The following is a 15,616-nucleotide window of genomic DNA, read 5'->3' on the forward strand; positions in this document are numbered from 1 at the left end:
AGCGAGCGGCCCGGCGTCCACTCGGAGACGACGATGCCGCCCGAGCTGCCGCGGACCACGTCGAGGACGCGGGCCAGACCCGGCGAACTGATCCGGCCGAGACGCAGCGTGCGGGACAGGATGGCCTGCGGTCCGTCGGGACCCGTGACGTTCGCGGACTGTTGCTCGGCGTCGACGAACGTCAGTGCCACCTCGCGGTCGAGCTTGACATCCTGGGCCTGCCAGAACCGCAGCCCCCGGGCACCGCCGTGCGGGGCGAGCAGCCGATAGCGGCCACCGGCGACGGAGGCACCCGGAATGAGCTCGGGTCCACGCATCGGCGCCCGCGGTGCCGAACCGGAGACCCGCAGCGGGGGAAGTTGCGGCGACCCGATCGGGATGACCCCGGTGTCGTAGTTGGGGTCGCGTTTCGGACGGGCGGCGCTCTTCGGCGCGGGAGGCTGGACCCGGTCGGCCGCCGAACCCGGCTTCGCGACACCCTCCGGCGGCGTGACCTGCGCGTTCTTCGCCGCGGCGGACTCGTCCGCCGGTGCGGACGGTGCGTTCGCCTCCGGGGGAACGGCAGCATCGATCGTGGACTTGCCGGCAGCGTGGTCGTCGCTCACCCTGACTCCTTCTTCTTCGACTCGTCCACCTGGCGCGCGGAAACGGGCATTGGCCGGACCCGGGAACCGCTGCAACCCGTACCGCGAGGGCCGAACCTGCTGGTGACCAGGGTACGGGAGGTGCTGCTGAGCATCGAGTTCCCCAGGCCGCTCCCGGATGACAGGGATGACTTCTGTGATCGCGTCGTAGGGGGAACCGCCGTACGAGAGGTAATCGAGGCGCGGCAGTACGACGGTCTTCTCGGCGTCGCTCTCCGGGTAGTGGCGGCGGGGCGCGGCCGGAGGATTCGCCGGCAGCGCCCGGGTCGGGTCCGCCTCGGGGATCTCGGGGACTTCGGTGGCGCCGCGACCGCGCAGCGCCTCGACCTTGCGCCGGACCGCGGCGACGATCGCAAGCACCTCGGGCACCTTGAGCACCCACATCACCGTCAGCGCGACCAGGATCATCAGCACCCCGGTGATCCCCACCCGGACGATCGATCCGATGCCGCCGAAACGCTCGCTCAACGCGTCGAGCTGCAGCAACCGGTCCGCGAGCAGGATCGCCGCGGCGGCCGCGGCGGACGCGACGACCACGTTCCAGACGGTGCGGCCGACGTTCGACATCTGCAGGTTGCCGAGCGTCCGATGCAGCAGGAAGCCGCCGATGCACGCACCGACGGTGAACGCGATGCCGGTGGCGACGCCGAGCAGCAGCACGACGTGCTCGTTGTCGCTCGCCAGGGCCGGTGCGAGAGCCGACAGGACGATCTTGACGGCCGTGATCCCCAGGATGATCCACGTCGGCGTCCACGCCTGCTGACGCGCGTAGAACACCCGCAGGTGAATCAGGACCAGCGAGTACGGGATCAGTGTGAAGGCCGACCAGCTCACCGCCTGCCCGAGCAGGTCGGCGTTCCCGGAACCGAAGCTGCCGTACCCGTACAGGGCGGTGCCGATCTGGGGTCCGGCGATGGTGAAGAACGTGACGATGGGAATCAGCGCGATCATCGTCAGACGCGTCGCGACGGACAGGTCGTCGACGACCGCCGGGGTGTTGTCGTCGGCGGCGTTGCGGCTGAGCCGCGGCATGATCGCGGTCAGCAGCGTCACGCCGAGCACGCCGTACGGCAGCTGCAGCAGTGCCCACGCGTTGTTGTAGATCGCCGGACCCGCCTCGTCGGCACCGGAGGAGATATGGGTGGCGAAGACCGTCCCTGCCTGGCTGATCAGCACGTACAGCACGATCGCGGCGGCCATGCCGCCGAACTGCCGCAGCCGGTCGTCCAGGCCCCACAACGGCTTCAGGCTGATCTTCTCGCGCCGCAGCGCCGGTATCAGCGACAGCGCCTGGGTGACGACACCGAACGTGACACCGATGCCGAGCAGAAGCAGCTTCGGATCGCTCATCCGCACCGGATCGAGGGTGATCTCGCCGGGCAGCACGAAGTACAGGACCAGCACCGCGAGCACGACGAGGTTGTTGAGCACCGGCGCCCAGGCGCCCGGCTTGAACACCTGTCGCGTGTTCAGGATCGCCGTGAGCAGCGCGGACAGGCCGTAGAACAGGATGGCCGGCAACAGCAGATACGTCAGTGCCGTCGTCAGCGTGGTCGAGACCTCGCCGTCCGCGTCGAGGAAGAACCGGGTCACCAGGAACGACGCCGAGGCGGTCGCGAACAACGCGGCGACCGCGAGGATCGTCAGCGACATCGTGAACAGACGACGGACGAAGGCCGCACCGCCGTCCGGGTCCTCCCGTTCCGCGCGGACCAGCACCGGCACGACGATCGAGGTGAGCACGGCGCCCAGCACCAGCTCCGAGATCATGTTCGGGATCTGGTTCGCGACCGTGAACGAACTCGCGACACCCGCACCGAGCAGGGTCAGCAGCAGGACCTGCTTGAAGAACCCGGTGATGCGGCTCATCAGTGTCGCGATCGCGATGGAGCCGGATGCGGCGAGCAGACCGGAGGTCTTCCGGGACTCGGAGCCAGCGCCGGAATCCTCGACATCGGCCGACACGGACACGGCCGACACAGCCTCGGCCGACACGGCCTGGTCCGACACAGCCTCGGACTCGGCCGACGCGCCGCCGGGCATGGGCGCCGCGCGACCGTCGCGGGTCGGGTTCCCGGTCATCGCTTCTCGTACCCTTCGTCGGCTGGATCCGGTTCACCGCGGAACCGGTGCAGCAGGCGCCGGCCTGCCAGGAACAGCAGGAGCGCCCCCGCACAGCCGGTGACGATGGCGAGGATCTGGCCGTACGCATTGGAACGTACCGTCACACTCGTCGGCGTGCCGAGAGACAAACCGGACTCGGTGGTGAGTGCGAACTCCACACCGAGCTTCCGCGAGTCGCTGATCTGCGTGGGCACCGTGAGAGTGCGGCTCCCGCGCGGCGGCAGCTGGGTCGGCCCGATGTCGGTGATCTCCATCTCCGGGGGCGCGTCCACGTGCAACCGCACGGTGATGCCCACGGGCAGATCGTTGCGCGCGACCAAGACTAGGGGACTCTGCTCGGAGGTCAGCGTGTAGACGCCGCCGGGTGAGAGGACCGTCACGCCCGCGAACATCCCGTCCACGGCGTCGCTGACCGCCTTCGACCGCGTGTAGGCGGCGTGTTCGGCCGCTCCCGGATCGGGCCCACGGCGACCGGCCAGGCTCATCGACCGCAGCAGATCCTCGCGCAGCGGAGCCATGAACATCTGCGGGGTGAGCTGGGCCTGCGGGTCCTCGACCAGCGCGAGTTGCAGCGCGTCGAGGCGCCCGGCCTGTTCCGCGGCGTGCCCCACCACGACGTTCGACGCACCGTCGACGATCGCCTGCTCCGGGTACGACAGCAGCACGGTCTCCGGGGCGTTCACGGTCGCCGCCGCGGCCCCGACGACCTGCTCGAACGGACGCGCCACCGCGAGTCCCGCCCGGATGAGGGTCTCGAGCAGCGACAGCATGTCGGTGGCCTCGTCCTCGCTCGGGGTCCACGTCTGCGGCGGTGCGAACAGCACGGAACGGTTCGCCGTGCCGTCTTCCCACCCGTTCGCGTCCGATCCGTTCAGCGCCGGCCACGCCAGAGCGCCCAGCGCGTCCTGCAGACGAGCGGTCGCCGAATCCTCGCCGAGGTCGTAGCGCGCGGACTCGGGCACGAAGGACGGTGTCGACGGGCGGTCCCCGACGGCGGCGAGCGCCGCGGCGGCCGAACTGTCGAAGAGCGCGGCGGTGAGTCCGTCGACGCCGGAGACGCGGGCCACGGGCGGTGCCGCCGAGGACGTGTCGATCCCGCTGTCGGCGAGGAGCGTGGTCACCGGGCCGTCCTGGGCCAGCAGCAGCCCGGCCTTCTCGGTGAGGACACCGGAATCCGTCCACACGACGTTGCGCATCGATGTGATGCCGAGGATGGTGTCGACGATGTCGGCGGGGGCGGTGAGCCCCGCCGTGGCGAGCGTGACACCCGCGGGCGACGCCTCGGCGACATCGGCCAGCGCGACCGGATCGGCCTGGGCGAACGGCACCGCGACGGTGCACATCGACGTTGTGAGGGCGCGCAGCCGGGCCAGCCAGTCGATCGCCGCCTCGGTGCCTGCGCCGTCGCTCGCGTCACCCAGCGGATCGGCCGGGTCGTCGACGACGAGGTAGCCCCGCGTCATGTTCGCCACGGTCACCAGCAGGTCCGGGTCGATCGCCAGGCACAGGGCCCCGCCGAGCCGGCCCTGGTCGGCGCCGGCGACCGATTCCGCGGCCCTCAGCAGACCGTCGAGGCGGCCGCCGGACGCGAGGGATGTGGCCAGTTCGTCGTCGACCAGCCGCACCGGGTCGGTGACGGATCCCGCCACCCCCGCCGCGAGCCGCGGCTCGTCGGCCAGCGGCCACAGCATCGTCACGACGGCGGGATCGCCCTGCGCCGGTGACACCGGCGGAAGATCCTCGCCGTCGTCGGGCACCGCGAGGACCGGGAGCAGGAATCGGGCGTCGTCGAGCCGCGCCTCCCCGCCGTACTCGGGGGTGCCGTTGACGTTCACCAGCAGCGGATACACGCCGGGCGTGTCGATGCCGAGCGACGGTTCGGTCGCCGAGCGCAGCGGCATCTCCAGGCTGAAGCGTTCTTCCTCGCCCTGTTCGAGCAGGTCGTCGACCGATTCGAATTCACCGACCGTGTCGTAACCGCTCTGGTCGAGGACGAGGGCGGTGCGCAGTTCGGTCGCGTCGGTGACCATCGGTGCGCGCTGCAGCCGCACGGCGATGTCCGAGACGTCCCGGTCGCCGATGTTGCGCACGGTCCCGGACACCTTCACCACCGGTTCGCTGCCGTCGGTCACGACGGACGGGGTGACTTCGTCGACGAGCAGTTCCAGGAACCGGGAGGCGTCGGTGTCGGCGCGGGCGGTCGCTCCGCCGAGCGTCCCGAGGATTACGGTGCCGCCGATCGTCGCGAACACGAGTGCGAGCACGACAAGCACCGCAGCACCGGCCCGGTGCATCATCAGCGTCATCCGAGACGGGCCTCCGGTCCGCCGGTGCCGAGCCGCCACGCAGAGGTCATCTCGGCGATCAGTTGATCCGCGACGTCGGCGAGTTTGCGTTCGTCGGCATAGGCGAGCCGCGACCGCAGCTCGGTCAGGGGCACCCACGCGACCTCGGTGACCTCGATGTCCGCGTCGGACAGTTCGCCGCCGAGGTAGCGGAGCAGATAGTGATGCACGGTCTTGTGCACGCGCCGGCCTTCGGTGACGAACCAGTAGTCGATACTGCCGAGCTCGGCGAGGACCTTGCCGCGGATGCCCGTCTCTTCGTGGACCTCGCGCATGGCCGTTTCCTCGGCGGTCTCACCCTTCTCGATGTGCCCCTTCGGCAGCGACCACAGCAGTCGGCCGCGCCGGTCGGTCCGGCCGATCAGCGCAGCGCACAGCTGCTCGGGGGGTCCACCGAGCCCGTCGACGACCAGTCCCCCGGCCGACGTCTCGCGTACCGTCCTCAACTGGGATTTCGCAGGGTTCGCCGTGGATTTGGCGGGGTTCGCACCCGAGCGGACGGCTGATCCGCCGTTGCCGCCACGCCGCCGCGAGCTGCGGCGGTTCCGGTTGGCACGTTCGGCGGGTGACACCTTGTCGATAGTAGTTGGCGTGAGGTGGCTGCCGGCCGAACCACGCGTTTGCCCGCCTCGGTAAGGTTCGAAGACGTGAACTCTCCCTCCGCAGATGCCGATCGGCGCACCCGGTTGCTCGCCGGCGCCGATGTCACGCTGCGTGCCCTGTCCGACGTGCTGGCGCCGCTCGGTGAGCGTTTCGCCGCCGCCGGCCACGAGCTGTACCTGGTGGGTGGCAGCGTCCGCGACGCCCTGCTCGGCCGCCTCGGTACCGACCTCGACTTCACCACCGATGCGCATCCCACCCGGGTCCAGGAACTGCTCCACGGATTCGTCGATCACCAGTGGGACACCGGCATCGATTTCGGGACGGTCAGCGCCGTCAAGGGTGTCGAGCAGATCGAGATCACCACGTTCCGGACCGACGCGTACGACCGCGTCACCCGGCATCCCATCGTCGAGTACGGCACACGACTCGAGGACGATCTCGTCCGCCGTGATTTCACCGTCAACGCGATGGCGGTGCGCATCGGACCCGACGGTGTCGGGGACTTCGTCGACCCGCTCGGCGGAATGGACTCGCTGCTCGCCGGGGTCCTGGACACGCCGGCGTTGCCGCAGGACTCGTTCCACGACGATCCGCTGCGGATGCTGCGCGCGGCCCGGTTCGTCTCGCAACTCGGCTTCACCCTCACCGAACGGGTGCACACGGCGATCGAGCAGATGGCCGACGAGATCCTGCGAATCAGCCCCGAACGGGTGCAGGCCGAACTCGACAAGCTGATTCTCGGCGACTACCCGGTCGACGGCATCGAGTGCATGGTGGAGACCGGACTCGCGGACCGGGTGCTTCCGGAGATCCCCGCGATGAAACTCGAGATCGACGAACACCACCAGCACAAGGACGTCTACTGGCATTCGCTGACGGTGCTGCGGCAGGCCATCGACCTCGAGGACGGTGACCCGGACCCGGTGCTGCGCTGGGCGGCGCTGCTCCACGACATCGGCAAGCCCGGCACCAAGCGCAACGAGCCGGGCGGCGGAGTCAGCTTCCACCACCACGAGGTGGTCGGCGCGAAGCTCGTGCGCAAGCGCATGAAGGCCCTGAAGTATTCGAAGCAGATGGTCGAGGACGTCGGGCAGCTCGTCTACCTGCACCTGCGGTTCCACGGCTACGGCAAGGGGCAGTGGACGGACTCGGCGGTGCGCCGGTACGTGCACGACGCCGGGCATCTGCTGCCGCGGCTGCACAAGCTGGTGCGCGCGGACTGCACGACCCGCAACAAGCGTCGCGCGGCCGCGTTGCAGGCGACCTACGACGACCTCGAGAAGCGGATCGTCGCGCTGGCGGAGAAGGAGGACATGGCCAGGGTCCGTCCCGACCTCGACGGGAACGCGATCATGGAGATCCTCGGGATCTCGTCCGGTCCGCAGGTCGGCAAGGCCTGGAACTACCTCAAGGAACTGCGCCTGGACCGCGGTCCGCTCGGTCCGGAGGAGGCGGAGGCCGAGCTGCGGCGGTGGTGGGCGGAGCAGACCGCCGGCTGAGCCGGGCGGTCGTGTCTCCGGCCGAGCCGGACATATGTGACAGTTCGGGACTGTTTCGGGTACCTCACCCGGTTCCCCGTGATTTCGTGAGCCAGATGTCACGGGGGACTCATCCCTGTTAATGCCCCCGCAACACCGCATCAGCAGCATGGAACACGGCCGGAATCGGACGGCCTGTTCACTCGAGGGGCGGTGCAATGCGGGGCGACATCACGACGGTCAAGACTGCCTGCTCCTACTGCGGTGTCGGCTGCGGCATGGTGCTCGACGTCGAGACCGACGCCGTGACGGGCACCCGCCGCGTCCTGAAGGCGTACGGCGACAAGGACCACCCCACCAACTTCGGCCGGCTGTGCACGAAGGGTGCCACCAGCGCCGAGATGCTGGTCGCCGGTGGCCGGCTCGAGACCGCGTACCGCCGCAGCGAACGCGGCGCCGATCCCGTGCCCGTTCCGGTCGCGGCAGCGATCACCGAGACCGCGCAGCGTCTGCGGAACATCGTCGACACGCACGGCCCCGACGCGGTGTCGCTGTACGTGTCCGGCCAGATGTCCCTCGAGGCCCAGTATCTGGCGAACAAGCTCGCCAAGGGGTTCATCGGCACCAACCGCATCGAATCGAACTCGCGGCTGTGCATGGCCAGTGCCGGCACCGGCTACAAGCAGTCCCTCGGCTCGGACGGTCCGCCCGGTTCGTACGAGGACTTCGACCACGCCGACGTGTTCTTCGTGACCGGCTCGAACATGGCCGACTGCCACCCCATTCTCTTCCTGCGCATGATGGACCGCGTCAAGGCCGGCGCGAAGCTCATCGTCGTCGATCCGCGGCGCAGTGCGACCGCGGACAAGGCGGATCTGTTTCTGCAGATCAAGCCGGGCACCGACCTGGCTCTCCTCAACGGGCTGCTGCACCTGATCGTCGAGAACGGGCACGTCGACGAGCAGTTCGTCGCCGAGTTCACCGACGGGTGGGACGCGATGCCCGCGTTCCTCGCCGACTATCCGCCCGCGACGGTCTCGGCGATCACCGGGATCCCCGAGGCGGATCTGCGCACCGCCGCGCAGTGGATCGGAGAGGCCGGCAACTGGATGAGTTGCTGGACCATGGGCCTGAACCAGAGCACCCACGGCACCTGGAACACCAACGCCATCTGCAACCTGCACCTCGCGACGGGCGCGATCTGCCGGACCGGCAGCGGCCCGTTCTCGCTGACCGGCCAGCCGAATGCCATGGGCGGGCGCGAGATGGGCTACATGGGCCCGGGTCTTCCGGGGCAGCGCACCGTTCTCGCGGAGGCCGATCGGGAGTTCGTCGAGGATGCCTGGAACGTTCCGCGCGGCACGCTGAGCACCACCGTGGGTGGCGGCACCGTGGACATGTTCGAGAAGATGGCGGCCGGCGAGATCAAGGCGTGCTGGATCATCTGCACCAATCCCGTTGCCAGCGTCGCGAACCGGAAAACCGTTCTCGAGGGTCTCGAGAAAGCCGAACTGGTCGTCACGCAGGACGTGTTCCTCGAAACCGAGACCAACGCGTATGCCGACATCCTGCTTCCCGGCGCCCTGTGGGCCGAATCCGAGTACGTCGCGGTGAACTCGGAACGGAACCTGACCCTGCTGCAGCAGGCCGTCGATCCGGTCGGCGAGGCCATGCCGGACTGGGAGATCATCGCGCGGGTCGCGTGCGAGATGGGATACGCCGAGGCCTTCACGTACTCGAGTGCCGAGGAGATCTTCGAGGAACTCAAGGCATTCTGGAATCCGCGCACCGGGTACGACCTGCGCGGTGTCACCTACGAGCAGCTGCGCAGCACGCCCGTGCAGTGGCCCTGCCCGCCGAACGCCGACAGCGACCGCAACCCCATCCGCTATCTCAACGACGGGAACAGCCGATCGCTGGTCGTCCGGGAGGACGGCACGGTGCCGCGCCTGGCGTTCGCAACCGACAACGGGCGGGCGGTGTTCTTCCCGCGCCCGCACATGCTGCCCGCCGAGATGCCCGACGACGACTACCCCGTCGTATTGAACACCGGGCGCGTGCAGCACCAGTGGCACACCATGACCAAGACCGGGAAGGTCGCCAAGCTCGAGAAGCTGAATCCGGATCCGTTCGTCGAGATCAATCCCGTTGATGCGCAGCAGTATTCGATCGTCGACGGCGATCGGGTGGAGATCGCGTCGCGTCGCGGCCGGGCCGTGCTGCCCGCCGTGGTCACCGACCGGGTGCTGCCCGGTACGGTGTTCGCGCCGTTCCACTGGAACGACATCTACGGCGAGTACCTCGCGATCAACGCGGTGACCAACGACGCGATCGACCAGGCCTCGCAGCAACCCGAGTTCAAGGTGTGCGCGGTGTCGCTGACGAAGGTCGCCTCGGCGCCCGAACCGGAAATGCCCGAGGTGCAGTCGGCACCGGCCGTGGATCGTCTCGCCGCCGCCCTCGGAATCGACGAACAGGCCGTGCCGTCCTTCGACGGCAACGAGCAGCTCTATCTGGCCGGGCTGCTCGCCGGACTGCGCAACGCGCCGGCAGAGGTGGTCCCGGTGCTGCCGGAGTCCGCGCCGTTCCCGGCCGCCAAGCGGGTGTGGCTCGACGGGCTGCTCGCGGGCCTGTTCTCGCACGCACCCGTCGCGGTGAGGTACTCGAATTCCACCGTACAAGAGGAAGATTCGTCCTCGCCGATCGTCGTCGCCTGGGCCTCGCAGACGGGCAACGCCGAGGAGTTCGCGCAGCTGTGCGTCGACCGTCTCCGGGCGGCCGGCCGGGCCGTGACCCTGATGGGGATGAACGACATGGACGTCGCCTCACTGGCGGAGATCGAGGATCTGCTCGTCATCACCAGCACGTTCGGTGACGGCGACGCACCGGACAACGGAACCACGTTCTGGAAGGCGCTGAGCCGGGAGGATGCTCCGAAGCTTCCCGGAACGCGTTATGCGGTACTTGCTTTCGGCGACTCCAACTACGACGACTTCTGCGGGCACGGTCGCCGGATCGACGAGCGGCTCGCCGAACTCGACGCGACCCGGCTGACCGAGCGCGTGGACTGCGAACCCGACTACCAGGACGCCGCTTTCGCGTGGCTCAACGGCGTCGAGGAGATGTTCCGGGGAACCGGGACGGCCGGCACCTCGGGCGGCGCGCCGGTGGCGGTGCGCGAACCCGTGTTCACCCGTAAGTCCCCCCTCGTCACCCGGCTGACCCGCAACGTGCCGCTCAGCGGTGCGGGATCGTCGAAGGACGTGCGGCAGTTCGGATTCGAACTCTACGACCCGGCTTTCGAATACGAGGCCGGCGACGCCCTCGGCGTGATGCCGACGAACGGACCGGTCACGGTCGACGAGTGGCTGCAGGTGACCGCGCTCGACCCGGAATCGCCGATCGAACTCGGCGACATGCCGACGATCCCCTTGCGCGAGGCCGCCACCCGATTCCTCGACATCACCCGCGTGACGAAGGACCTCCTGCGTTTCGTTCAGAAGCAGAGCGACAGTGCAGAACTGGGCAAACTGCTCCGTCCCGGCAACAAAATCGAACTGCAGCAGTGGCTGTACGGCAAGCAGGCGATGGACGTGATCTCGGAGTTCCCGTTCAAGGCCCCGATCGAGGAGTGGATGCCCATCCTCACCCGGCTGCAGCCGCGCATGTACTCGATCTCGTCGAGCCCCAAGACCGACCCGCGCGAGGTCCAGCTGACCGTCTCGGTGGTGCGGTACGCGTACGAAGGGCACGAACGCGCCGGTGTGTGCTCGAGTTTCCTCGCCGACCACAGCAAGGGCGTCGACATCCCGATCTTCGTGCAGCGCAGCCCGCATTTCCGCCCGCCCTCCGCCTCGGACACCCCGATGATCATGGTCGGGCCGGGAACCGGCATCGCCCCGTTCCGCGCGTTCCTGCACGACCGGCGCGAACTCGGGCACACCGGCGCGAACTGGCTGTTCTTCGGCGATCAGCGCTCGGACACCGACTACCTGTACCGCGACGAGATCGAATCGATGCACTCCGACGGTTTCCTGACGAACCTCGATCTCGCCTTCTCCCGCGATCAGCGGCAGAAGGTGTACGTGCAGGACCGCATGCGGGAGCACGGTGCCCGGTTGTGGAAGTGGCTGCAGGACGGCGCGCACTTCTACGTGTGCGGGGACGCGAGCCGCATGGCCAAGGACGTGGACGCGACGCTGCGCGAGGTCGTGCAGACCCACGGCCGTCTCGACGCCGATGCCGCCGACGCGTACATCGACAAGCTGGCCTCCGAGAAGCGCTACGTTCGCGACGTGTACTGAGCGGAATCCACCACAGGCGTATCCGCGGGTATATCCTCTGATCCGTGACGCATGCGCGGATGAATATGCACCATCTCGGTGCAGGTGCGGATCGGGGTCGACGGTGACGGTCCTCCGGATCCGCGATGCCGCGGCGCTGCTCGGGGTCAGCGACGACACCGTCCGCCGCTGGATCGATCAGGGTGTGCTCGAGGCGAGCAGGGACGAAGCCGGGCGCAAGGTCGTCGACGGCAAGGACCTGGCCGAGTTCGTGCGGGGTCAGGCGGACGCGGCTCCGGATCTGCTCGGCGTCGGCAGTTCGGCGCGCAACCGGTTCGTCGGCATCGTCACCCGCGTCGTCGTGGACACGGTCATGGCCCAGGTCGAGATGCAGTGCGGGCCGCACCGCGTCGTCTCGCTCATGAGCACCGAAGCGGTGAACGAACTCGGCCTCGAACCGGGCAGCATCGGGGTCGCCGTCGTCAAGGCGACGACCGTCATCGTCGAAACCCCTGGAGGGATGTCGTGATGCGTGCGAGAGTCGTTGCTGCCCTGCTCGGTACAGTTCTGGCACTGGCCGCGTGCGGCACGGGCGACGACCCGACGTCGGAGACGACCGCGTCCACCCCGGAGAGCGCCGAAACGGTCACCGTGTTCGCCGCGGCCTCGCTGAAGGCGCCATTCACCCAACTCGGCACCCTGTTCGAGAGCGCCCACCCGGGCAGCACCGTCGAGTTCGCCTTCGCGGGATCGTCCGATCTGGTCGCGCAGATCACCCAGGGCGCGCCCGCCGACATCTTCGCCTCGGCCGACACCGCGAACATGGACAAGGCGGTGGAAGCCGGAGTCGTCTCCGGTGACCCGGCGAACTTCGCGACCAACACCCTCACCATCGTCACCGAACCCGGAAACCCCAAGGGCATAACGTCGTTCGCCGATCTCACCCGTTCCGATACGAGCGTCGTCGTGTGCGCCCCGCAGGTGCCGTGCGGCAATGCGACGAGCCGGATCGAAACCGCGACCGGAGGCGACATCACGCCGGTCAGCGAGGAGTCGTCGGTGACCGATGTGCTCGGCAAGGTGACCTCCGGCCAGGCCGACGCCGGGCTCGTCTACGTCACCGATGCCGCAGCCGCCGGCGACAAGGTCACCGCGGTGCCGTTCCCGGAATCCGCCGACGCCGTGAACACCTACCCGATCGCGCTGCTCGAGGAATCGCAGAATCCGCAGCTGGCGTCGAAGTTTCTCGAGTTCGTCATCGGTGACGAAGCGCGGACGGTCTTCGCGGAAGCCGGTTTCGGGGCGCCGTGACCTCGAGATCGGAAAGCCGGGCGGGCCTGCCGGGGTGGATCTACCTGCCTGCGGCCGTCGGCGGTGTGTTCGTGATCCTGCCCCTGCTGTCGATGGTGCTGGCCGTCGACTGGTCGCGGTTCCCCGAACTCGTCACCTCCGACGCGTCCCTGCAGGCGCTGGCGCTCAGTCTGCGCACCGCGATCACCAGCACCGTTCTGTGTGTCCTGTTCGGAGTGCCGATGGCAGCGGTCCTGGCGCGCAGCACGTTTCGGATCATCCCTGTGCTGCGGTCGCTGGTGTTGCTGCCGCTCGTGCTGCCACCGGTCGTCGGCGGTATCGCCCTGCTCTACACGTTCGGCCGCCGCGGGCTGCTCGGCGAGTACTTCGAGGCGTTCGGTCTCCGGATCGCGTTCTCCACCACCGCCGTCGTGCTCGCCCAGACGTTCGTCGCGCTGCCGTTCCTCGTGATGAGCCTCGAAGGCGCCCTGCGGACCGCGGGCCGCCGCTACGAGGCCGTCGCCGCGACCCTGGGTGCGCGACCCACCACCGTGTTCCGGCGCGTCACACTGCCGCTCGTGCTCCCGGGCCTCGCATCCGGCGCGGTCCTCGCGTTCGCCCGCGCGCTCGGCGAGTTCGGCGCGACCATCACGTTCGCGGGCAGCCTGCAGGGCGTCACGCGCACCCTTCCGCTGGAGATCTACCTGCAGCGCGAGACCGATCCCGATGCGGCGGTGGCCCTGTCGCTGCTGCTCGTGCTCGTCGCGGTCGCGATCGTGGTCGCCGCGCGGGGACGACGCATCGCAGGTGCGCTGTGAGCGACCTCCACCTCGAGGCCCGGATCACGGCGCGCGATGTCGACCTGACCGTCGACCTCGAATCAGGTTGTGTTCTCGCGGTTCTCGGCCCCAACGGTGCCGGGAAATCGACGCTGCTGAACCTCGTCGCCGGGTTGCTGCGCCCCGACACCGGACGCATCACCCTCGGCGACCGCGTCCTCACCGACACCGAAGCAGGTGTCGACGTGCCGCCGCACCGCAGGTCCGTGGCCATGCTGGCGCAGGAACCGTTGCTGTTCCCCCATCTCACGGCGATCGCCAATGTGGCGTTCGCGCCGCGCAGCACCGGTACGCGCCGGCGGCGGGCCCACCGCGAGGCGATGCGCTGGCTCGAGGCCGTCGATGCCACGGAGTTCGCGGATCGACGGCCGCGCGAGTTGTCGGGCGGTCAGGCCCAGCGCGTCGCGATCGCCCGTGCACTCGCCGCACAGCCGCACCTGCTGATGCTCGACGAACCGATGTCGGCGCTCGACGTCACCGCCGCCCCCGCCATCCGCTCACTGCTACGGCGCATCCTGCGCGAGCAGGATCGCACCGCACTCGTGGTCACCCACGACCCGCTCGACGTGCTGGCGCTGGCCGACCGGGTCGCGGTGATCGACGGTGGCCGCGTCGTCGAAACAGGTTCGGTGCGTGACGTTCTCACCCGACCGCGGAGCGCGTTCGCGGCACGCATCGCGGGCGTCAACCTCGTCGCGGGCGCCGTCGCAGCGGACGGTCTCGACACCGAGTTCGGTCCCGTCCACGGCACCGTCGACGAGGGTTGCCGGCCCGGCGACCGCGCGGTCGCGGTGTTCTCCCCCGTCGCGGTGGCGGTGTATGCCGACGAACCGCACGGGAGTCCCCGCAACAGTTTCCGGGTCACCGTCGGTGATCTCGAGGTGCGCGGAGCCACGGTGCTGGTCCGTGCCGCCGGCACCGGTCTCGCCGCCGAGATCACCGCCGCCGCGGTCGCGGATCTGGCCCTCGAGCCCGGCGCTCAGGTGTGGTTCGTCGTGAAAGCCACCGAGATCGGCATTCACCGCTCGGCGTGACGTCGGCCGATGCTTTCCGTCACCCGCCGACGTGGGCGCGCATCAGGTAGACGTTGTAGCTGTCCCACTCCGACACCGTGAAGTACAGGTCGTCACCGCTCGACCACGGGTGGATGAATCCGCCGTAGGCCTTCGGGTAGTCGGACGTGCGGACCAGCACGGACGGGTCGGACCACTCCCCCTGCGGGGCGGTGGCGTGGCGCAGCACGATGCTTCCCGCGACCGGGTCGAGGTAGCTCATCTGCCAGCGGTCGTGCTCGTCGTCGTAACGCACCGACAGTTCGGACGCGACGCCGGTGAACAGCGGGGTCGCGACATGTTCGGCAGCAGGCACCCATTCGCCGGCGACCCAGTACTGGTACGCGGTCGGGTTCAGGACCTCGGTGGTGGGAACCCGGGCGAGCCCGACGGTGCCGATGCGTCCGTTGGGGGTACCGAACATGTAGACGTGATCTCCCTGCGGCACCATCGTCGCGACCTGGAACCGGCCGACGCCGAAGAAGTTGTCCCATCGGGCGTGCTGGTCCTTCGTCCACGTCTGCCCGTGGTCGTCGGACCAGGCGATGCCGCCCAGGTTCGTGTACCACATGCCGGGGACCTTGCTCCATCGCCGCACGGACATGTAGCTGAGGTACTGCCGGTCACCGATGGCGAATCCCGACGTGGGGATGACGGTGGTCTCGTAGTTGTGCACGTGCCGCGAATCGATGATCTCGGCGGCGTGGCACGGGCTGTCCTGGACCATCGAATCGATGGTCATCCCGTCGGACAGGTCGGTGTCGGTGCTGAACGCGAGGACGTTGCTGCGCCAGTCACCGCCCGCACCACCCGGGGGCTCCCATGCGTGGCCGAACGTGTCACCGAACGCGACGGCCACCTCACCGGGCGCCGATTCCCAGAAGATCCCGAGATCGGTGCCGTTGACCTGCCAGCGGGAGTCGGTGCGGTTCTCGGAGCCGTGACCGGTCAGCTGCGA

At 68.9% G+C, this 15,616-nt stretch carries 10 protein-coding genes; 6 read left to right on the forward strand and 4 right to left on the reverse strand.

The features are described from left to right. The 3 genes from murJ to ACN675_RS22745 all read right to left on the reverse strand — a co-directional run. Positions 1 to 2,726: murein biosynthesis integral membrane protein MurJ (murJ, locus tag ACN675_RS22735; protein ID WP_420752996.1), on the reverse strand; the 2,726-nt coding region annotated here is incomplete at its 3' end. Next, positions 2,723 to 5,074: a DUF6049 family protein gene (locus ACN675_RS22740; protein WP_420752997.1), complete on the reverse strand. Its 2,352-nt coding sequence runs from the start codon at positions 5,072 to 5,074 to the stop codon at positions 2,723 to 2,725. The genes ACN675_RS22740 and murJ, both read right to left, overlap by 4 nt. Then, positions 5,071 to 5,685: an NUDIX hydrolase gene (locus ACN675_RS22745; RefSeq protein WP_420752998.1), complete on the reverse strand. Its 615-nt coding sequence runs from the start codon at positions 5,683 to 5,685 to the stop codon at positions 5,071 to 5,073. The genes ACN675_RS22740 and ACN675_RS22745 overlap by 4 nt, the downstream gene beginning before the upstream one ends. A gap of 75 nt (positions 5,686 to 5,760) precedes the next feature. On the opposite strand from ACN675_RS22745, the gene ACN675_RS22750 reads away from it, so the two are divergent. The 6 genes from ACN675_RS22750 (at position 5,761) to ACN675_RS22775 (ending at position 14,640) form a co-directional block, all read left to right on the forward strand. Further along, on the forward strand, positions 5,761 to 7,215 hold the full coding sequence (locus tag ACN675_RS22750) for a CCA tRNA nucleotidyltransferase (RefSeq protein ID WP_420752999.1): 1,455 nt from the start codon (positions 5,761 to 5,763) through the stop codon (positions 7,213 to 7,215). 197 nt (positions 7,216 to 7,412) lie between these two features. Continuing rightward, positions 7,413 to 11,498, forward strand: coding sequence for a molybdopterin-dependent oxidoreductase (locus ACN675_RS22755; protein ID WP_420753000.1), 4,086 nt, complete (start codon positions 7,413 to 7,415; stop codon positions 11,496 to 11,498). A gap of 103 nt (positions 11,499 to 11,601) precedes the next feature. Further along, complete coding sequence (locus ACN675_RS22760) at positions 11,602 to 12,006, forward strand: TOBE domain-containing protein (RefSeq protein WP_420753001.1); 405 nt, start codon at positions 11,602 to 11,604, stop codon at positions 12,004 to 12,006. Next, positions 12,006 to 12,788, forward strand: a complete 783-nt coding sequence (modA, locus tag ACN675_RS22765) for a molybdate ABC transporter substrate-binding protein (RefSeq protein ID WP_420753002.1) — start codon at positions 12,006 to 12,008, stop codon at positions 12,786 to 12,788. The genes ACN675_RS22760 and modA overlap by 1 nt, the downstream gene beginning before the upstream one ends. Further along, positions 12,785 to 13,585 carry an ABC transporter permease gene (locus ACN675_RS22770; RefSeq protein ID WP_420753003.1) on the forward strand — a complete coding sequence of 267 codons (801 nt, stop codon included), beginning with the start codon at positions 12,785 to 12,787 and terminating at the stop codon, positions 13,583 to 13,585. The genes modA and ACN675_RS22770 overlap by 4 nt, the downstream gene beginning before the upstream one ends. Then, complete coding sequence (locus tag ACN675_RS22775) at positions 13,582 to 14,640, forward strand: sulfate/molybdate ABC transporter ATP-binding protein (protein ID WP_420753004.1); 1,059 nt, start codon at positions 13,582 to 13,584, stop codon at positions 14,638 to 14,640. The genes ACN675_RS22770 and ACN675_RS22775 overlap by 4 nt, the downstream gene beginning before the upstream one ends. A gap of 19 nt (positions 14,641 to 14,659) precedes the next feature. On the opposite strand, the gene ACN675_RS22780 is transcribed toward ACN675_RS22775, so the two are convergent. After that, positions 14,660 to 15,616: DUF4185 domain-containing protein (locus ACN675_RS22780; RefSeq protein ID WP_420753005.1), on the reverse strand; the 957-nt coding region annotated here is incomplete at its 5' end.

It is taken from the genome of Rhodococcus sp. O3 (assembly GCF_048897285.1).
Lineage (GTDB): Bacteria > Actinomycetota > Actinomycetes > Mycobacteriales > Mycobacteriaceae > Rhodococcus.